Raw genomic sequence first — 18540 nt, 5'->3', positions numbered from 1 at the left:
GCTTCGCGGCTCCTCAGGATGAGGGCTTCAAACAGTGTTTTACACCGTCTCCAGCAGCCCCTTGATCAGCGCGCGCCGCGGCGCGATCGAGGAGATCAGCGCGTATTCGCTGAGCGTATGGGCGCCCTCGCCATCGATGCCGAGCCCGTCCAGCGTCGGCACGCCGAGCGCGGCGGTGAAGTTGCCGTCCGAGCCGCCGCCGGTCATCGGGCAATCCTCCAGCGAAAAGCCGATGCCGGCCGCGATCGTCCGTGCCGTCTCGAACAGTCCCGCCACCGCCGTCGACTTCTCGTAAGGCGGCCGGTTCATGCCGCCGCTGATCTTGATCGCGACATCGGGGTCATGCGGCTTCAAGCCGAGGATGCGGCTCTCCATCTCGATGCCGTCCGCCAGGCTGGCGACGCGCAGATCGACACTGAACCAGGCATGCTGCGGAATGACATTGGCCGCCGTGCCGCCGCCCATCAGCGCGACCGAGGTGGTGATGCCGCGCGCATAGTCCGTCATGGCCTCGATCGCCAGGATCTGGTGGGCGGCCTCGCGGATCGCGCTGCGGCCATCGGCATGGCGCGAGCCCGAATGCGCCGGCCGGCCTTCGAGCTTGACCTCGAAGCGCCCGACGCCCTTGCGCGCGGTGACGATCTTGCCGCCCTCGCGCGCCGGTTCCGTCACCAGCACGGCAGCCGACGCCCGGCCGATCTGCTCGATCAGGCCGCGCGTCGTCGGCGAGCCGATCTCCTCGTCGGGCGTGAACAGGAAGACCATCGGCCGCTTCGCCGTGCCGGACAGCGCGACCTCCTTGAAGGCCTGGAGCGCGAGCCAGGCGCCGCCCTTCATGTCGTAGACGCCTGGCCCATAAAGCCTGTCGCCCTCGACGCGCACGGGCAGGTCGCGCGCGCTGGTCCCGACCGGATGGACCGTGTCGAGATGCGACATGACCGCGACCGACGCCTCGCCATTGTCGAGGCCGGCCCGCAGGATCAGGCTGTCGCCGAGGCCGTTGCGCCCGGGAATGCGCTCGACCGCGATCGGCAGACTTTCGACCTCGTGGGCGACCAGGTCCATCATGCCGTTAACGCCGGGCGTGTGGTGGGTGGGGCTTTCCAGGGCAAGCCAGACGGAGAGGGCGGAAACGCTGGGATCAATGCTGCTCATGATGCCGGCAGCTTCGCGAAGAACGCCGGCTCAGGCAAGAACGACGCGTGGGCCGGCCGCCCTGCCCTCGTTGCATGGCGTCACCCATCCGCGGGGCTTCAGGGTTGACATCGGCCATCACATTATTTAACCAATTGGTTAAGTAAATGACCTGACGCAAGCCGCGAAGACGACGATGGAGGACGCCATGAGCACGGTTCAGAAGATCACCCCCTTCCTGTGGTTCGACAATCAGGCTGAAGAGGCGGTCGCCTTCTATTTGTCCGTCTTCAAGAACGCCAAGGCCGGCCCGGTGATGCGCTGCGGCGATGCCGGTCCGGGACCCAAGGGTAGCGTCCTGTGTGCTTCCTTCGAGCTCGAAGGCATGCAGTTCACGGCGCTGAACGGCGGGCCGCATTTCACGCTCACCGAAGCGGTTTCGTTCCTCATCCATTGCGACTCGCAGGAGGAGGTCGACTACTTCTGGGAGAAGCTCGGCGAAGGCGGCCAGACCAGCCACTGCGGCTGGCTCAAGGACAAGTTCGGCCTGTCCTGGCAGGTCACGCCCGACCGGCTGCTCGAACTCAACATGGACCCGGACCCCGCCAAGGCCGGCCGCGTCATGCAGGCGATGATGCAGATGACGAAGATCGACATCGCCGCGCTGGAGCGCGCGGCGGTCGGCTGAACGGCCCCTTTTTGAGCCAGTAGAAGCGCGCCGTCATCCCGGGCGACCAAAGGGAGACCCGGGATCCATTCCGGAACGGTTCAGGCATGGATCCCGGATCGGCGCGGCTTCGCCGCTTGTCCGGGATGACGCCGCGCTGTTGCGATCACGCAAGCCCTGGCTTGAAGGCTTGCGACCTTACACCCGCCGGACGTTCCAGAAGGTCGGGAAGCTCGGCAGCACGCCGGTGATCGTCCGGCGATAGGCGGTCGGCTGGAAATACTGGCCGAGCGGCGCATAGGGCACGTCCTCGAAGACCTGGCGCTGGATGTCGGCGGCAATCCGCTTTTGCGCCGCGAGATCGGGCGCCTCGATCCAGGCTTCGCGCAGCGCCTCGATCTTGGGCGCGACCGGCCAGCCCGGCCAGGCCGCGGCGCCGTTGCCGCGCAGCGAGAGATGGCCGACGGGGTCGAACATGTCGAGCCCGGCCCAGCCGGTGAAGAAACAGTTCCAGCCGCCCTGCGAAGGCGGCTCCTTCTTGGCGCGCCTGGCGACGACGGTGCCCCAGTCCATGCTCTGGTAGTCGACATTCATGCCGATGCGCTTCAGCATCTCTCCGGCGACCTCGCATTCCGCCTTGAGGTTGGCGAGATCGGTGACGCCGAGCAGCACGACCTTCTCGCCGTTGTAGCCGGCCGCCGCCAGCGCCTGCTTGACCCGGCCGACATCGCGCGGGCTGTTCAGCACCTCCATGCCGGCATCGCTCGCCATCGGCGTGCCCGGCGGGAAGACGCCGACGCCGGCGCGCCAGAGCGCCTTGTCGGGCCCGCCGACCGCTTTCATGAACTCCGCCTGGTCGATCGCCAGCAGCATGGCGCGGCGGATCGCCGGATTGTCGAAGGGCGGATGCAGATGGTTCATCCGCATGATCGCGACCGCGCCGGTGGTCTCCTTGATGACGACCTCGATCGCCGGGTTCTTCGCCAGCACCGGCAGCAGATCCGGCAGCGGCTGCTCGACCCAGTCGATCTCGCCGCTCTGCAGCGCGGCCGCCGCCGTCGCCGGATCGGGCAGCGTGTGCCACTCGACCCGCTCGAAATGCACGATTTTTGGGCCGGCGGTCCGGCCCGGCTTGCCGTCGCCACGCGGGACATAGCCCGCGAATTTCTCGTAGACGGCGCGGCTGCCGGACTGGCGCTCGGCCGCGACGAAGCGGAACGGCCCACTGCCGACGACCTCGGTGACCTGGGTGAAGGCATCCGTCAGAGCCAGCCGCTCCGGCATGATCACCGGCATGAACGCCGTCATCTTGGCGAGCGCGTCGGGCAGAAGCGGAAACGGCTTCTTCAGCCGGAAGCGCAGGGTCCGGTCATCGACCGCAGCCAGTTCGTCGGTCAGGCCAAACAGCGTCTGGCCGAAGGAATCGCGCTTGCCCCAGCGCGTCAGGCTGGCGACGCAGTCGCGCGCCAGAACCGGCGCCCCGTCATGGAATTTCAGCCCGTCGCGCAGTCTGATGGTCCAGACCTTGCCGTCGGCATCGGGCACCGCGCCCTCGGCCATCTGAGCTTGAGCCTTGTAGGTCTCGTCCTGCCCGAACAGCGTGTCGTAGACCATGAAGGCGTGGTTGCGCGTCACCGTTGCGGTCGTCCAGATCGGATCGACGACCGCGAGGTCCGCCTGGGGTACGAACTTCAGGACCTTTGCATCTGCGGCCCCTGCGAGCCGTGGTGCAGAGAGGGTCAGCGCCGCCGCGCCGCCTGCCAGGAATCCGCGCCGTGTCGTCATCTCCGCCTCCCCTGTGACCGGAGGCCTTGTCTCAGGCAGGCCCCGCGATGACGCAGGCTATCGCAAGCCGCGTGCCAGCCCAAACCACCAGGAGAGCGAGTTCACACATGAGAACCGCGCCGCACCGGGGAAGCCCGGCACGACGCGGTGCAATGTTTTCAGGCGCGCCGATGCAGGCGCGTTCGGCGGTCGCGATGCAAATCCTAGAACGGGATGTCGTCGTCGAGATGGCTCGAGGACGAGCGCCCGCCGCCGCTGCTGGCGCCACCGCCCGCCATCGCCGGCTGGCGCGAGCCGCCACCACCGCTGCTGGGGCCGGAGCGGCCGAAGGACGAGCCGGAGGAGCGATCCTCCATCGATCCGCCGCCCTCGCCATACTCGTCCGAGCCGCCCTGGCCGCGGCTGTCGAGAATGGTCAGTTCGCCGCGGAAGCGCTGCAGCACGATCTCGGTGGTGTATTTCTCGACGCCGGACTGGTCCTGCCATTTGCGGGTCTGGAGTTGGCCCTCGATATAGATCTTCGAGCCCTTCTTCAGATACTGCTCGGCGACCTTGGCGAGGTTCTCGTTGAAGATCACGACGGAGTGCCACTCGGTGCGCTCCTTCTTCTCGCCCGACTGCTTGTCGCGCCAGGTCTCCGACGTCGCGATGCGCAGGTTGACGACCGGCTCGCCCGAGCCGAGACGCCGGACCTCGGGATCGCGGCCGAGATTGCCGACCAGAATGACCTTGTTGACGCTACCAGCCATGAGAGGCTCCATTTCCTGCGCACATCGAAACCGGCTTGCAACCGGAGCCGGACCCTACCGGCTGACCGCGCCACTATCAATCATGTTCCTGTTTTGTTCAAGGGCCATTTGCAGGGTTGTCCCCGGATTTCGTCGGCGCGTCCCGGAGACCGGGCAGGCTCAGGCCAGGCATTCGCCATCTCCCCAGACCATCGCTTCGGTCAGGCCGAGCGCCGCGAACTCCTCGGCCCTCAGCCCGGCCTCGCCGGCCGAGAAGAACTCGTCGAGTTGCGGTGGCGCCACCGTCGTGCCGCTGAGCATGGCATGCGCCTGGCCGCGATGATGGACCTGATGCTGGAACAGGTGCAGCAGCAGCCGGTCGAGCCGCTCGCGCTGGATGCTCGCTCCGCGATGCACCTCGACGACGCGGCCGAGGCCGGGCCCGGAGGCCGCCTCGACGACTGCGATCAGGCGCCGGTCCATCGCCTCCTGCGCGGCCTGCAGGGCGGGCAGAGTCGCGCAAGGCTCCGGATCGGCCCAGGCGGCGGGCCCGAGCCTGCCGCCTTCCATGGCGTCGATATAGAAATGGTCGATGATCAGGATGTGGTTCAGCGTCGCGCGCAGGCTCGGGAAGAACCCGGTGCGCGTCGCGACGAAATCCTGCTGCGACAGCCCTGCGCAGGCGTTCAGCAATCGATGGTTGGCCCAGAGATTGTTGCAGGCCATCGCCCGGTAGGGACGCAGCTCATCCATGACGGTGTCCTGCATGACGACCTCCTGTTCGACGAAACCACGCTATCACGGGCCGGCAGGTCAAGTCGCGGCAGCAGCTAGGCCGGATCGCGGCGCCCCCGCCTAGCCGTGTCGCTGCTCACGGATTTTCGGCAGGAACCAGGCGAGCAGGCCGATGGCCGGCAGGAACGAGCAGATCCGGTAGACCGCGTCGATGCCGATCTGGTCGGCGAGTTCGCCAAGGATCGCGGCCGCGACGCCGCCGAGCCCGAAGGACAGGCCGTAGAACAGCCCGCCGACGAGGCCGATGCGACCGGGCATCAGCTCCATCGCGTAGATCAGGATGGCCGCAAAGGCGCTCGACATGATCATGTTGATGACGATCGTCAGCACGCCGGTCCAGAACAGATCGGCGAAGGGCAGGATCAGCGTGAACGGCAAGGCGCCCAGGATCGAGAACCAGATGATCTTGTTGCGGCCGATCCGGTCTCCCAGCATCCCCCCGAACAACGCGCCTGCCGCCGACGAGGCGAGAAACAGGAAGAGCATGACCTGCGAGCTCTGCACCGACACCCCGAACTTGCCGATCAGGTAGAAGGTGTAGAACGAGCTGAAGCTCTGCGAATAGGCGTTCTTCGAGAACAGCAGGATGACGAGGATCGTCACGGCCAGAACCACGGCGCCGGCCGAGCGGGCCGGACCGGTGGCCGCCGCGCCCTTGGGGGCCGATGGCGTCGCTGCCTGCTGGCGCCGCAGTTCTGCATAGCACCCGGCCGTCCAGGTCAGCAGCATCATCGCGAGCAGCGCGGCGGCCGAGAACCAGGCCAGGCTGGCCTGGCCGCGCGGCACGATGATGAAGGCGGCAAGCAGCGGCCCGAGCGCGCCGCCGGTCTGGCCGCCGACCTGGAAGATGCCCTGCGCCAGCCCGTGCCGGCCGCCCGATGCGTTGCGCGCCATGCGGGTCGCCTCGGGATGGAAGATCGACGAGCCGAGCCCGACGCAACCCGCCGAAAGCAGCAGCAGCGGATAGCTGCCGGCATAGGCCAGCCCGATCAGCCCCGCCAGCGTGAAGCCCATGCCCGCCACCATCGAATAGGGCATCGGGTTCTTGTCGGAATAAGCACCGACCAGCGGCTGGAACAGAGAGGCCGTGATCTGGAAGGTCAGCGTGATCAGCCCGATCTGGCCGAAATCCAGCCCGTAGGCGGTCTTGATGATCGGATAGATCGCCGGGATCAGCGACTGCATCATGTCGTTGAGCAGATGCGTGGCGCTCAGCGCGATCAGGACCGGCATGGCGGCACGATGGGAAAGGCGGGCGGGCGTGCTGATGGTCATGTCCGGCGTTTCGTCTGGCGTCTTGTCGCGGTCGTCGGTTGCCTGGCTAACCAACCGATTGGACCCGCAAGAGGCGCGGCGCCAGCCGAAATCATGCAGGGACGGCATGCATCCAAGCAAGGAATGTCATGACCAAACAGCCCCGGAAGCCTTGCTTGAGCCCCTGATCTGTCGCTAAGGCCTCGGGCCAGCCCCGTGAGCGACAATCGCGCGGCCGATAAAGGATTCCACCCCGATGAGCATCGCAAACGGCCGGCCGATCCTGGCCATGCCAGGGCCGACCAATATTCCCGACCGCGTGATGCAGGCGATGATGCGCCCGGCGGAGGAGCTCTCCTCGCAGTCGATCATCGGGCTGACCGAGTCGATCCTGGCCGATCTCAAGCGCATCTTCCGCACGCAAGGCGAGACCTTCGTCTACGCCGCCAACGGCCATGGCGGCTGGGAGGCGGCACTGAGCAACGTGCTCTCGCGCGGCGACAAGGTCCTGGTGCTGGCGAGCGGCCGCTTCGCCATCGGCTGGGGCGAGATGGCGCGCTTCATGGGGGCCGACACCGAGGTTCTCACGGGCAGCTGGCGCGCCGCCGTCGATCCGGCCGCGGTCGAGGCGAGGCTTCGCGCCGACACCGGCCACATGATCAAGGCCGTGATGGTGGTGCAGGTCGACACCGCCTCCGGCGTCGTCAACGACATTCCCGCGATCCGCCGGGCGATCGATGCCGCCAACCACCCTGCCCTGTTCATGGTCGACGGCGTCGCCTCGGTCGGCTGCATGCCCTTCGAGATGGACGAATGGCGCATCGACGTCGCCATGTCGGCCTCGCAGAAGGGGCTGATGTCCTCTCCGGGCCTCGCCGTGGTCGCCGCCGGCCCCAGAGCCATGGCGGCCCATGCTCTTGCCGACATGCGCACCGGCTACTGGGACTGGACCGGCCGCATGAACACGCTCGCCTATATGAAGCATTGCGGCACGGCGCCGGAGCATCTGCTCTTTGGCCTGCGCGCCGCCTTCGACATGATCTTCGAGGAAGGGCTGGAGGCGATCTGGCAGCGCCACGCCATCCTCGCCCGCGCCACCCATGCCGCCATCGAAACCTGGCAGACCGGGCAGGTGCTGAGCTTCAGCGTGCCGGAGCCGGCGCAGCGTTCGCCTTCGGTCACCACGATCCTGGTCGAGGGCTTCGACGCCGCCACGATCACCGATTTCACCCGCGACATCTGCGGCGTCTCGCTCGGGTTGGGCATCGGCGACTATACCGGCAAGGCCTTCCGCATCGCCCATATGGGCCATTTCAGCGCGGCGACGCTGCTGGGAACGCTCGGCGCCGTGGAAATCGCGCTGCAGGCCAAGAGCGTGCCGCATGGTTCAGGCGGCGTGGCTGCAGCCGTGGCCGCCCTGAGCGCGGCGACGGCCTGAGGCGAACCGGCCGGGCCGGATGGGCTGCAACCATCCGCCGGGCCGAGCCTGCCCCATCGTCGAGCCTGCCCATCGTGAAGAATTACTCGACGCCTTCATTCGAATGCGAGGCGTCGCCGAAGGCCTATGTTCGCGAACATCCTCTATGGCTTGGCCGACTATAGGGGGTGCCGATGGCCTTGAAGATGATGATTGCGACGGCGGCTGCCATGATGCTCCGGCAGATGCCCGACATGAAGCCGGTCAAGCAGAGCCCGCTCGTCGCGCACGCGCCCGGCGACCTCGGAATGGAGGACGCGCCGATCGAGCCGTCCTGGATCATTGCCGGCACGCCGAAGGCGCGCGTCGCGCTGCATTCCCGCAGCGGCGACGACACCGCCAGCACCGCGGTCTGGGAGTGCACGGCCGGCGAATTCCGCTGGTTCTTCGATTGGGACGAAACCGTCGTCATCCTCGAGGGCGAGGTTCATGTCACCGCCGAGGACGGGACGCAGCGCACGCTGCGCGCCGGGGATATCGGCTATTTCGCCGGCGGCACCTGGGCGACCTGGCGCATCGATACCTATCTCCGCAAGATCGCCTTCTGCCGCAAGCGCTTCCCGACACCCGTCGTCCTGGCCTACCGCCTGCGCAACATGCTGCGCGGGACTTCGGCGACGCAGGGCGGCATCGCAGCTTGATGCTGGCGCTGCGGCCGACAGCGGATCCGCATCGAGCCGTGGCCGTAGACTCATAAGCACGGAGCCAGAGCCGCATTGAAGCGCGTTGGACCATGGCGAGGACGTTGGCGGCGAGCTTGTCGTAGCGGGTAGCGACGCAGCGGAATTGCTTCAACCTGGAGAAGAAGCGCTCGACTAGGTGACGGCCAGCCAGCCGACGAAATCCCCGATATCGCTGTCGAGCTCGACGGAGGTCGATCGGAGTTGCTGGGCCAGATCGCGCGCCTGCCCGGTCGTCTCATGCAGGATGCCGACCGCGTTCTGGACAATCCCGGCGCTTGTCATGGTCCCTTCCGCGATCATCGAGACCTCGGCCGCGTCGCCATAAATCAGCGCCGTGGCCGCGCTCTGCTTTGAAGCCAGTTCCGAGATCGACCTCATTTCCGTCTCCATCTCGCGAATGGTTTCGGAGATCGACCTGACCCCGACGATGGACCCGTTTGCGATCGCCTGCAGCGCCGTGATCTGGGCGGAGATCTCCCTGGTCGCCAGTTCCGTTTGGCCGGCCAGGGCCTTCACCTCGCCGGCGATTACCGCAAAGCCGCGACCTGCCGGGCCCGCACGCGCCGCCTCGATCGCCGCATTGAGCGCCAGGAGATTGGTTTGCGTCGCAATGGCCGCGATCAGGCCGATGACGGAGCCGATCTGGTTTGCGACGGCGCCGAGGCTTTCGACATTGTCGGAGAGCCTGAGCGCATCCGCGACGCCACGCACAGCCGTATCCCGGTGCCGCTCCATCGTGCTGCCGATCTCCGCGGCGGCCATCGAGAGCTGTTCCGTGGCCGAGGCGGTCACGGCCGCGCTTTCCCGGGTCCGGCGCGCTGCCGAACTGACCTCGGCGGTTTCGTGAGCCGCGGCCGCGCTGATCTGCGAGGCCTGGTCGGCGCTTTTGAGAAAGCGGTCGGATGAATCGTAGACGGCCTGATTCAGCTGCTTCATTTTCGACTGGAAATCGGCGGCGCCGTCGGCGAGGCGGATTTGTCGCGCGGTGCCGTCATGGGAGAGCTTCAGCTGCTCCAGCGCGATGGTGGTATTGATATCCAGCGTGAAAACCCGCCCGACGATCTCCATGTCGCGCGCCAATTTTCTCGGCGAGAACCGGTTTTTCCGCGCCAGCGCCAGCGAGATCGGCTCGAGCAGGCGCATTGCTATCGACAGGCGCGACCGGGCGCCAAGCGACGACGCAATCTCGATATTGCGGAACCGGACGACCGAGGCGACGTAGTCCTCGTCGAAATTCGCAGCAAACAACACGCAGAAATGGCGCGAAGCACAGGCAACCATTTCGTCCATTCTGGCAGAGATATCCCCCGTCTTGTCGGCATGGACGATCAGAGCCCGTCGGTAATCGACGTAGCACAGCCGCTCGATATTCTCCTCGACGACGGGCTTCAGCCAGCGGAGGAGCGATCGAGTCTTGTCATCGAGCCCGAAAACCGGCAGGCGCTTTTCGATCTCGCATCTGACGATTTCGACGAGGGTTGTCATAGGACGGCCAGACGGTTGGAGGCCGGGACCGCGACTAGGCGGCGGTTTCCCTTAACGCGGCGTTACGGATCGCGGCGGCAGCGATGCTGGCAGATGAAGCGGCGCTCCTGACAGGAGCTGTCAGTGGAAGCCGCTCCTGTCAGCCACACTGCGTGATAGACATGCCGGCCAACCCAAGCCGGGGCTGGCATGGCCCGGCTTTTGCCCTATCTCTACGCTTCATCCCTGACCGGACGGCCCCATGGCTCGCAAACCCTCGCCCGACAGCAAGACCTCTGCTGGTGGCAAGACCTCTGTTGGCGGCAACAAGACCTCGCTCGCCGACCAGGCCGCCTCGCTGGAGGCGCTGTTCGACGAGGCGCGCAAGACGGATTCGCGCGTCATCTCGGTGCGCGGCGCCCGCGAGCACAATCTCAAGAACGTCGATCTCGCGATTCCCCGCGACAAGCTCGTCGTCTTCACCGGGCTGTCGGGCTCCGGCAAGTCCTCGCTCGCCTTCGACACGATCTATGCCGAGGGCCAGCGCCGCTATGTCGAGTCGCTCTCGGCCTATGCCCGCCAGTTCCTCGAGATGATGTCGAAGCCCGATGTCGACCAGATCGACGGGCTCTCGCCGGCGATCTCGATCGAGCAGAAGACCACTTCGAAGAACCCGCGCTCCACCGTCGGTACGGTCACCGAGATCCACGACTATATGCGCCTGCTCTGGGCGCGCGCCGGCATCCCCTATTCGCCCGCGACCGGCCTGCCGATCGAGAGCCAGACCGTGCAGCAGATGGTCGACCGGCTGACCGAGCTGCCGGAGAAGACGCGCGGATACCTGCTCGCGCCGGTGGTGCGCGGCCGCAAGGGCGAGTTCCGCAAGGAGATGGCGGACTGGCTCAAGCGCGGCTTCCAGCGCGTCAAGGTCAATGGCGAGTTCGTCGAGATTTCCGACGCGCCGACGCTCGACAAGAAGTTCAAGCATGACATCGACGTCGTCGTCGATCGCATTGTGATCAGGCCCGATCTCGGCGCCCGCCTCTCCGACTCGCTGGAGCAGGCGCTCGAGCTGACCGACGGCATCGCCGTCTTCGAATATGCCGACGAGAAGGAGGAGAACGGCGAGGCCAAACGCATCATCTTCTCCTCGAAATTCGCCTGCCCGGTCTCCGGCTTCACCATCCCCGAGATCGAGCCGCGCCTGTTCTCGTTCAACAACCCCTTCGGCGCCTGCCCGGCCTGCGACGGTCTCGGCCACGAGATGCGCATCGACCCGGACATGATCGTGCCGGATTCGAGCCTGACCCTGAAGAAGGGCGCGATCGCGCCCTGGGCCAAGTCGACCTCGCCCTATTACGGCCAGACGCTGGAATCGCTGTCGAAGCATTTCGGCTTCTCGATGACGAAGCCCTGGGCCGAGCTTCCCGACAACGCCAGGATCGCCATCCTGTTCGGCACCGGCACCGATCCCGTCCGCATGGCCTATAATGACGGCCTGCGCGCTTATGAGGTGAGGAAGCCCTTCGAGGGCGTCATCACCAATATGGAGCGGCGCTGGAAGGAGACGGAGTCGGACTGGGCCCGCGAGGAGATCGGCCGCTTCATGTCGGAGACGCCGTGCAAGGCCTGCGAGGGCTATCGCCTCAAGCCCGAGGCGCTCGCGGTCAAGCTCGACATGCGCCATATCGGCGAGATCTCGCGGCTGTCGGTCAAGGACGCGCTGGAATGGGTCTCACGCCTCCCCGCGCGCCTGTCGAAGAAGCAGAACGAGATCGCCCCGCGCATCCTCAAGGAGATCCGCGACCGGCTGACCTTCCTGCTCGATGTCGGACTGGAATATCTGACGCTGGCCCGCGCCTCGGGCACGCTCTCGGGCGGCGAGAGCCAGCGCATCCGGCTGGCCTCGCAGATCGGCTCGGGCCTCACCGGCGTGCTCTATGTGCTGGACGAGCCCTCGATCGGCCTGCACCAGCGCGACAATGAGCGCCTGCTCGGCACGCTGCGTCGTCTCCGCGACCTCGGCAACACCGTCATCGTCGTCGAGCATGACGAGGATGCGATCCTCACCGCCGATTATGTCGTCGATGTCGGCCCCGGCGCCGGCATCCATGGCGGCGAGATCGTCGCCCAGGGCACGCCGCAGCAGATCCTCGACAACCCGGCCTCCCTCACCGGCAAATACCTCACCGGCGAGATGTCGGTCGCGGTGCCGGTCCGCCGCCGCAAGGCCCAGAAGGGCCGCTCGCTCAAGATCGTCGGCGCACGCGGCAACAACCTCAAGGATGTCACGGTCGACATCCCGCTGGGGCTGTTCACCTGCATCACCGGCGTCTCCGGCGGCGGCAAGTCGACGCTGGTCATCGACACGCTCTACAGGGCCGTGGCGCGCAAGCTCAACGGCTCGATCGAGCACCCGGCCCCGCATGAGCGCATCGAGGGCATGGAGCTGCTCGACAAGGTCATCGACATCGACCAGTCGCCGATCGGCCGCACGCCGCGCTCGAATCCGGCGACCTATACCGGCGCCTTCACGCCGATCCGCGAATGGTTCGCCGGCCTGCCCGAGGCCAAGGCGCGCGGCTACCAGGCCGGGCGCTTCTCCTTCAACGTCAAGGGCGGCCGCTGCGAGGCCTGCCAGGGCGACGGCGTCATCAAGATCGAGATGCACTTCCTGCCGGATGTCTACGTCACCTGCGACGTCTGCAAGGGCCGCCGCTACGACCGCGAGACGCTGGAGGTGAAATACCGCGACCACTCGATCGCCGACGTGCTCGACATGTCGGTCGAGGAGGCCAGGGACCTGTTCAAGGCGGTGCCCTCGATCCGCGACAAGATGGAGACGCTCGCGCGAGTCGGCCTGAACTACGTCAAGGTCGGCCAGCAGGCGACGACGCTGTCAGGCGGCGAGGCCCAGCGCGTCAAGCTCTCCAAGGAGCTCTCCAAGCGCGCCACCGGCCGCACCCTGTACATCCTGGACGAGCCGACCACCGGCCTGCATTTCCACGACGTCGCCAAGCTGATGGAGGTGCTGCACGAGCTGGTCGAGCAGGGCAATTCCGTCGTGGTGATCGAGCACAACCTCGAAGTGGTCAAGACCGCCGACTGGGTCATCGACATGGGCCCCGAAGGCGGCGACGGGGGCGGCATGGTCGTGGCTGAAGGAACGCCGGAAGAGATCGTCCGCGCCGGCAAGGGCCACACCGCGCGCTTCCTCAAGGAGGTGCTGGCGCGGCGGCCGATCAAGGGGGTGAAGGCGAGGCAGGCGGAGGCGGCGGAGTAATGCTCTCCCCCATCGACCTCGCCGCCTATCTCGCTTGCATCGGCTATGACGGCCCGGTCGCGCCGACGCGCGCCGTGCTCGATGCGCTGCACCTGCTCCATCCCCAGGCGATTCCATTCGAGAACCTGAACCCGCTCGCCGGCCTGCCGGTACGGATCGACCTCGCTAATGTCGTGGAAAAGCTCGTGCGCTCCCGCCGCGGCGGCTATTGTTTTGAGCACAACACGCTGTTCCACGCAGTGCTCGCAACCTTCGGCTTCGACGTAACGCCGCTCGCCGCGCGCGTGCTGATGGGTCAGCCGGAGGATGCGCAGGTCGCGCAGACCCACAAGCTGCTGCACGTGACCTGCGAAGGCGAGGATCTGATTGCCGATGTCGGCTTCGGCGGCATGACGCTGACCGGCCCGGTCCGGCTCGTCGCCGACCTCGAACAGGCGACCCCGCACGAGCCCTACCGGCTCGACCGGACCGGCGAGGACTGGTGGCTGCGTGCCAAGGTCGCCGGCGACTGGCGCCTGCTCTACCGCTTCACCCTGCATCCGACCTGGCGGATCGACGAGGAGGTCGCCAACCACTATGTCGCGACGCACCCGGACGCGGCCTTCACCACCACGCTGCGCGTCGCCCGCATCCTGCCGCAGGGCCGGCTGACCCTGCTGAACCGCCGCCTGACCGAGCACCGGCTCGGCGCCGCCTCGCAGGTCGAGGAGATCGCGAACGACACGGCCCTGCGCAGCGTGCTGGCGGACCGTTTTGGAATCGAGGTGAGCGACGCGCAGTGGGCGAAGGCCGCAGGCGCGATAGGCGACTGAAGCCGCCCTTGCGTCGTCGGTGGCAGCCAACACGCCTCGATAACAACCCCGCGCTGCGGCCTCGCGCCGCTTTGGTCGGCAACGCAATCCCCGTCGCTGGCGGCGGCGTGGTGGTGGCGGAGGGCACGCCGGAGGAGATCGTGCGCGCGGGCAAGGGGCATACCGCGCGCTTCCTCAAGGAGGTGCTGGCGCGTCGGCCGATCAAGGGGGCGAAGGGGGTTAGGCAGGCGGCGGAGTAGTCACTAGCATAGCGGCGCCTCCTATCAGGCGGCCATGCCGAGCTAGCCCACGACCCAAGTTTACCCACCTGATCGCCTCAGCCGATTACAACACCGCGTTGGCGATACATCGATTTCATTCAGCCCTTCCACGAGAAGAGCGCCCCCGCTGCGTTGACATGCATCTGCGTTAACGCATCATCGTTCTGGGGGAAAACCATGAAATTCGAGCTTTTGAGTTTTGATGCCGCTTTCAAGGCTGCATCGGCGTATGGCAAACGGCATCTTTTGCTGGGAAACGGCTTCAGCATTGCCTGCAAACGCGACATTTTTTCCTATCTCTCTCTATTTGAAGAGGCGAGAAAGACAATGTCGGCGGAACTCGCCGCCATTTTCGACGCCATGGGAACCCAAGATTTTGAAGAGGTAATCCGCGCGCTTCAGAACGCGGCGGCTATTGTGAGCGTTTATCGCCCCAAGTTTGTCGCTACCAAGAAGCTATTGTTATCGGATTCTGAGAAATTGAAGGTCGATCTGATCCAAGCTGTCGCTGGACGTCATCCTGCACGCCCTAATGAGATCGCCGACGATCGCTATGCCGCTTGCCGATCCTTTCTTGCAAATTTCGTCTCCGAGGGCGCTACAGGCAAAATCTACACTATGAACTATGACATCTTGCTCTATTGGGCTCTAATGCACGAGGAAGAAGATGTTCTTGCGAGAATAGCTCTCAAGCACGATGATGGATTTCGCAAAGATCATGACGACTATGAAGCGCCCTATGTTGAATGGCAGGGCGAGGGAGCGGCTCACGGCCAAAACATTCACTATCTTCATGGGGCGCTGCACCTATTCGACGCAGGACACCAACTTCAAAAATATACATGGGTAAACACCGGGAGAGCGTTGGTCGATCAGGCCAACGAGGCACTTAGAAACAACCTTTTTCCGCTTTTCGTTGCGGAAGGCGACAGCAACAGCAAGCGCTCCAAGATTCAACATAGTGCTTACTTACATCACAATTTTAAAAGCTTCTCCGGAATTTGCACCAGCAAGGCGCGCGACGGAACGGCGCTATTTGTCTACGGTCACTCTTTCCACGCGAACGACGCTCATGTCTTGAACATGATTGGCTACGGAAAGATAACCCATCTTTTTGTTAGCTTATATGGAGACCCTTCGAGCAAGGAAAATCTTCAAATACGAAATAATGTCGATTATATTTCAAGTTTACGGCCTCGTGAATATCCTGCATTGAAAGCAGATTTTTATGATGCCGCGTCAGCAAAGATATGGGGCTAACTCATTTTTAGTTTAAATATTACTGTTCCCTTTATCATCACCATCACCCAAACCGCCGCGACCGTCCGGAGCTATACCAGAAGTGGGGCGGCGCCTGCAGGCGGCTTGAATTAGACGCGGTGCCTCCCTCTCCCGGATGGGTGGCAGGGGTGAGGGACTGCCGCCGATCATTAAAGCGCACCGGCGCCGCTTGAGCCCTCTATTGCAACGGCAGGCCCTCATCCGGCGCTCCGCGCCACCTTCTCCCATCCGGGAGAAGGAAAGAGGCATCACGGTTCCCTCGCCTTCCGCGAGGTTCGGGGCCCCGCCCTCGCAGGACCAAGTGCGGGGAACCCCTCTCCCGGATGGGAGAGGGGCAGGGGTGAGGGACCGCCGCTGGGCGCTAAAAACAACGGAGCCGCTGCGCCCTCCCCCGGCAACGGCAGGCCCTCATCCGGCCCTCCGGGCCACCTTCTCCCATCCGGGAGAAGGATAGAGGCGTCGAGACCGCCTTGCCGGCAGCGCCCTTCGCGCGTTAGGAAGCCGCCCCGTAAGCGCTCCATGGAGGGTGTCATGACCAGGAACAAGCACGACGTCACCGACCAGCCGTCCTTTTGAGGTCACGAGCAAGCGTCGCAAATCCTATCCATCCGAGACGCGCGTGAAACGCGGCGTCCGCGTCGTTCATGGCGACGTGGAACTGCACGAAAAGCTCGGCCGTAACGATCTCTGCGTCTGCGGCTCCGGGCGCAGATTTCAAAAAGTGCTGCATGCCGGGCGGCCAGTTCGATGGTTCCGACCGGGACGACTACTTTCAGGGAGTGATGCCTCCCCTCCCCGGTAAAGCGCGGGGAACCCCTCTCCCGGATGGGAGAGGGGCAGGGGTGAGGGCCCGCCGCTGGCTGTTGAACACAACGGAGCCGTTGCGCCTTCTTGCTGCAACGGCAGGCCCTCATCCGGCCCTCCGGGCCACCTTCTCCCATCCGGGAGAAGGAAAGAGGCGTTGGGCTTTACGCCGCGGCGCGGCGGATTGCTGCCACGACCGCGTCGCGGTCATCCAGCACCTGCGCGTTGGTGAAGCGCAACACCGTGAAACCGAACTGCTCGATCTCCTGCGTCCGGGCAGCGTCGTAGTCGCGCTCCCAGCCATGCTGCCGACCGTCGATCTCGACGATGAGCTTGCGGTCAATGCAGAGAAAATCGACCGTGTAGGCCAGCAGCGGCACCTGCCGGCGGAACTTGAGGCCGTCGAGACGGCGCTTGCGCAGCAACTCCCAGATGATGTCCTCAGGCTCGGTGGCCTGTCGCCGAAGCCGCCTGGCGAAGCTGCGCTGCTCGGTGGTCATGCGTCAGGATGCTGCCATCGCGGAAGGCCGCGGGGAACCCCTCTCCCGCATCGAAGTCGGGTCTACCCGACTTCGACACTCTGGGTGCTGATCTCGGGCAGGCCCGCGATCAGTGAGAGGGGCAGGGGTGAGGGACCGCCGCCGATCGTCAGGGTGCGACGGAGCCGTGGCGCCTTCTTGCTGCAACGGCGGGCCCTCATCCGGCCCTCCGGGCCACCTTCTCCCATCCGGGAGAAGGAAAGAAGCGTCGAGGCTCCCAACCGAAACTTATCCCCGCCCCTTCCCGCCCACCCCATACTCCCCTCGCCCATCACCCAAACGGGGCGGCCGTCCGGAGGTATGCTGGAGGTTGGGTGAGGGTCGGCGCCTGCGGGTGGAGTTACGATCCACTCCCGGGAGGCTTCGGGGCACCGCCCTGGGGACACTACGGTCCCTGTGCGAGGAGCTCGCTGGACGGGACGGCGGAAGCGGTCAGGTCCGACACCGCGGTGTGGCGCACCCCATGGGGCGTTGAGGCTGCAGGACGGCAAGGCAGGCCAAGCCTCTCCCTATAAGCGCGGCCCGAGGTCCGAAATCGCCGGAGGCGGAGCGCCACGGGGCGTGCGACGGGTGGCTCAACCCCGCCGCGCCGCGTCCTGGCTCAACGGATGCGGATCTCTACTCTCGCGCCTCGCGGCGCTCCGCCAGCCCCTGCTTGTCCCCGCCGCGCGCCCGCGCGGGCGGATCGTCAGCGCGTGCCCGGCTGAAATGGAGGCGGGCCGCGCGCCCCACACAGGAGCCCGCCATGGCCAAGACCGAAAAATCGCCCTTCAGCGCCGAGCACATCGCCCAGTTCCACCGCATCCAGCAGGTGCGCAAGCAGGTCCTGCATCGCATGGGCAATCTGCTGGAGGTCTGGCGCCACTGCGAGAACAAGGCCTGCCAGCGGGCCAAGAGCTGCCGGCGCGACGACGCGACCTGCCTCTATGCCTTCATGCAGGCGATGCCCGACGAAGATCGCCGCTTTGCACGCTACGCCATCGAAAACGGCAGCGCCGGGCTCACCCCGCAGGAGGCGATGAGCCGGGCGCAGGCCCGCATCGACGACGAGATCGCCCGGGACGGCGGCTGAACGCTGAGGCCGGGGCAATGATGTGGGGGCTGTCCACCCGTCGTCATTCCCGCACCGTCATCCCGGACAAGCCGCGTCAGCGGCGCCGATCCGGGATCCATGCCTGAACTTCTCGGATCAGCGTTCCGGCATGGATCCCGGGTCTTCGCTGCGCTCCGCCCGGGATGACCCGCGCGTTGATGCGGATCATCCCGGCGATCGTGCCGGACATTCAGGGGACGCCGTCATCGGTGCGGCAACAGGGGCGCGAATCGATGACCCGCCCCGGCCGCCTGCGGAACTGCGAATATGGTGAACGTTTCCGGACGCGCCGCTACGGCCGGCAAAAGCCCTCTGCCGGCCCGCAATCGCGGCCGGCAGGCGCTCGAAACCGCCCATCGCGGTGGCAGGGACGCGCCCATTTCGCAGTTGCAGCATAAATTGCCCAGGGAATGGGCAGGAAACGCTCAAATCTTACCGATCCGTTAACCGCTCAGCGCGTGCGACTCGGCGAAAATGAAGG

General features: G+C 65.7%; 17 protein-coding genes and 1 pseudogene. 9 read left to right on the top strand and 9 right to left on the bottom strand.

All coding sequences use genetic code 11. The annotated features are described in order from the left end of the window. Positions 1-39: 39 nt before the first annotated feature. The gene (locus tag AC1DYU_RS23120) at positions 40-1155 is read right to left on the bottom strand and encodes a M20 family metallopeptidase (protein WP_476793684.1); all 1116 of its coding nucleotides are present in this window, start codon (positions 1153-1155) and stop codon (positions 40-42) included. A gap of 187 nt (positions 1156-1342) precedes the next feature. Here AC1DYU_RS23120 and AC1DYU_RS23115 point away from each other — a divergent pair, with 187 nt between their 5' ends. After that, positions 1343-1822, top strand: coding sequence for a VOC family protein (locus tag AC1DYU_RS23115; RefSeq protein ID WP_476793683.1), 480 nt, complete (start codon positions 1343-1345; stop codon positions 1820-1822). 177 nt (positions 1823-1999) lie between these two features. Here the strand turns inward: AC1DYU_RS23115 and AC1DYU_RS23110 are convergent, their stop codons facing one another. From AC1DYU_RS23110 to AC1DYU_RS23095, 4 genes are all read right to left on the bottom strand, one after another. Continuing rightward, a complete protein-coding gene (locus tag AC1DYU_RS23110) occupies positions 2000-3586 on the bottom strand; it encodes an ABC transporter substrate-binding protein (protein WP_476793682.1) in 1587 nt (528 codons plus the stop codon). Between the two features lie 203 nt (positions 3587-3789). Then, a complete protein-coding gene (gene ssb / locus AC1DYU_RS23105; RefSeq protein WP_158487395.1) occupies positions 3790-4335 on the bottom strand; it encodes a single-stranded DNA-binding protein in 546 nt (181 codons plus the stop codon). Between the two features lie 159 nt (positions 4336-4494). Further along, on the bottom strand, positions 4495-5082 hold the full coding sequence (locus AC1DYU_RS23100; RefSeq protein WP_476793681.1) for a DinB family protein: 588 nt from the start codon (positions 5080-5082) through the stop codon (positions 4495-4497). A gap of 87 nt (positions 5083-5169) precedes the next feature. Beyond that, the gene (locus AC1DYU_RS23095) at positions 5170-6384 is read right to left on the bottom strand and encodes an MFS transporter (RefSeq protein WP_476793680.1); all 1215 of its coding nucleotides are present in this window, start codon (positions 6382-6384) and stop codon (positions 5170-5172) included. Between the two features lie 235 nt (positions 6385-6619). Here AC1DYU_RS23095 and AC1DYU_RS23090 point away from each other — a divergent pair, with 235 nt between their 5' ends. Both AC1DYU_RS23090 and AC1DYU_RS23085 read left to right on the top strand, forming a co-directional pair. Continuing rightward, on the top strand, positions 6620-7801 hold the full coding sequence (locus AC1DYU_RS23090) for a pyridoxal-phosphate-dependent aminotransferase family protein (protein ID WP_476793679.1): 1182 nt from the start codon (positions 6620-6622) through the stop codon (positions 7799-7801). Between the two features lie 173 nt (positions 7802-7974). After that, on the top strand, positions 7975-8481 hold the full coding sequence (locus AC1DYU_RS23085) for a cupin domain-containing protein (protein WP_476793678.1): 507 nt from the start codon (positions 7975-7977) through the stop codon (positions 8479-8481). Between the two features lie 40 nt (positions 8482-8521). On the opposite strand, the pseudogene AC1DYU_RS23080 reads toward AC1DYU_RS23085, so the two are convergent. Together AC1DYU_RS23080 and AC1DYU_RS23075 are read right to left on the bottom strand one after the other, a co-directional pair. Then, a pseudogene (locus tag AC1DYU_RS23080) lies at positions 8522-8665 on the bottom strand (IS5/IS1182 family transposase); the annotation flags it as partial. Then, positions 8656-9258, bottom strand: coding sequence for a methyl-accepting chemotaxis protein (locus AC1DYU_RS23075; protein WP_476793719.1), 603 nt, complete (start codon positions 9256-9258; stop codon positions 8656-8658). The pseudogene AC1DYU_RS23080 and the gene AC1DYU_RS23075, both read right to left, overlap by 10 nt. Positions 9259-10249: 991 nt before the next feature. Between AC1DYU_RS23075 and uvrA the strand changes: the two genes are divergently transcribed. The 5 genes from uvrA to AC1DYU_RS23050 all read left to right on the top strand — a co-directional run bounded on the left by uvrA (position 10250) and on the right by AC1DYU_RS23050 (position 16425). After that, positions 10250-13270 (top strand): excinuclease ABC subunit UvrA, encoded by a 3021-nt coding sequence (uvrA, locus tag AC1DYU_RS23070; protein WP_476793677.1) that lies wholly within the window; start codon positions 10250-10252, stop codon positions 13268-13270. After that, the gene (locus tag AC1DYU_RS23065) at positions 13270-14082 is read left to right on the top strand and encodes an arylamine N-acetyltransferase family protein (protein ID WP_476793676.1); all 813 of its coding nucleotides are present in this window, start codon (positions 13270-13272) and stop codon (positions 14080-14082) included. Before uvrA ends, AC1DYU_RS23065 begins: the two co-directional genes overlap by 1 nt. Before the next feature lie 71 nt (positions 14083-14153). Then, a complete protein-coding gene (locus AC1DYU_RS23060) occupies positions 14154-14321 on the top strand; it encodes a hypothetical protein (protein ID WP_476793675.1) in 168 nt (55 codons plus the stop codon). Between the two features lie 198 nt (positions 14322-14519). After that, positions 14520-15602, top strand: coding sequence for a DUF4917 family protein (locus AC1DYU_RS23055; RefSeq protein ID WP_476793674.1), 1083 nt, complete (start codon positions 14520-14522; stop codon positions 15600-15602). Positions 15603-16242: 640 nt separating this feature from the next. Beyond that, entirely contained in the window at positions 16243-16425 is a 183-nt protein-coding gene (locus tag AC1DYU_RS23050; protein WP_476793673.1) for an SEC-C metal-binding domain-containing protein, read from the top strand. A 166-nt stretch (positions 16426-16591) separates the two neighbouring features. Here the strand turns inward: AC1DYU_RS23050 and AC1DYU_RS23045 are convergent, their stop codons facing one another. After that, positions 16592-16927, bottom strand: a complete 336-nt coding sequence (locus tag AC1DYU_RS23045; protein ID WP_476793672.1) for an endonuclease domain-containing protein — start codon at positions 16925-16927, stop codon at positions 16592-16594. A gap of 784 nt (positions 16928-17711) precedes the next feature. On the opposite strand from AC1DYU_RS23045, the gene AC1DYU_RS23040 reads away from it, so the two are divergent. Continuing rightward, positions 17712-18038 carry a hypothetical protein gene (locus AC1DYU_RS23040; RefSeq protein WP_476793671.1) on the top strand — a complete coding sequence of 109 codons (327 nt, stop codon included), beginning with the start codon at positions 17712-17714 and terminating at the stop codon, positions 18036-18038. Positions 18039-18114: 76 nt separating this feature from the next. Here AC1DYU_RS23040 and AC1DYU_RS23035 read toward each other — a convergent pair whose 3' ends face one another. Then, positions 18115-18249: a hypothetical protein gene (locus AC1DYU_RS23035; protein ID WP_476793670.1), complete on the bottom strand. Its 135-nt coding sequence runs from the start codon at positions 18247-18249 to the stop codon at positions 18115-18117. Between the last annotated feature and the right edge of the window lie 291 nt (positions 18250-18540).

The organism is Allobosea sp. P2_B12 (assembly GCF_056404835.1).
The sequence above is the reverse complement of the archived record's forward strand: the minus strand, read 5'-3'. Positions and strand labels throughout refer to the sequence as shown.

Excerpts from the sequence above, each read along its gene's own strand:
- AC1DYU_RS23120 (WP_476793684.1), bottom strand. The coding sequence starts at position 1,155 with ATGAGCAGCATTGATCCCAGCGTTTCCGCCCTCTCCGTCTGGCTTGCC.
- AC1DYU_RS23115 (WP_476793683.1), top strand. The coding sequence starts at position 1,343 with ATGAGCACGGTTCAGAAGATCACCCCCTTCCTGTGGTTCGACAATCAG.
- AC1DYU_RS23110 (WP_476793682.1), bottom strand. The coding sequence starts at position 3,586 with ATGACGACACGGCGCGGATTCCTGGCAGGCGGCGCGGCGGCGCTGACC.
- ssb (WP_158487395.1), bottom strand. The coding sequence starts at position 4,335 with ATGGCTGGTAGCGTCAACAAGGTCATTCTGGTCGGCAATCTCGGCCGC.
- AC1DYU_RS23100 (WP_476793681.1), bottom strand. The coding sequence starts at position 5,082 with ATGCAGGACACCGTCATGGATGAGCTGCGTCCCTACCGGGCGATGGCC.
- AC1DYU_RS23095 (WP_476793680.1), bottom strand. The coding sequence starts at position 6,384 with ATGACCATCAGCACGCCCGCCCGCCTTTCCCATCGTGCCGCCATGCCG.
- AC1DYU_RS23090 (WP_476793679.1), top strand. The coding sequence starts at position 6,620 with ATGAGCATCGCAAACGGCCGGCCGATCCTGGCCATGCCAGGGCCGACC.
- AC1DYU_RS23085 (WP_476793678.1), top strand. The coding sequence starts at position 7,975 with ATGGCCTTGAAGATGATGATTGCGACGGCGGCTGCCATGATGCTCCGG.
- AC1DYU_RS23075 (WP_476793719.1), bottom strand. The coding sequence starts at position 9,258 with ATGGAGCGGCACCGGGATACGGCTGTGCGTGGCGTCGCGGATGCGCTC.
- uvrA (WP_476793677.1), top strand. The coding sequence starts at position 10,250 with ATGGCTCGCAAACCCTCGCCCGACAGCAAGACCTCTGCTGGTGGCAAG.
- AC1DYU_RS23065 (WP_476793676.1), top strand. The coding sequence starts at position 13,270 with ATGCTCTCCCCCATCGACCTCGCCGCCTATCTCGCTTGCATCGGCTAT.
- AC1DYU_RS23055 (WP_476793674.1), top strand. The coding sequence starts at position 14,520 with ATGAAATTCGAGCTTTTGAGTTTTGATGCCGCTTTCAAGGCTGCATCG.
- AC1DYU_RS23045 (WP_476793672.1), bottom strand. The coding sequence starts at position 16,927 with ATGACCACCGAGCAGCGCAGCTTCGCCAGGCGGCTTCGGCGACAGGCC.
- AC1DYU_RS23040 (WP_476793671.1), top strand. The coding sequence starts at position 17,712 with ATGGCCAAGACCGAAAAATCGCCCTTCAGCGCCGAGCACATCGCCCAG.
- AC1DYU_RS23035 (WP_476793670.1), bottom strand. The coding sequence starts at position 18,249 with ATGTCCGGCACGATCGCCGGGATGATCCGCATCAACGCGCGGGTCATC.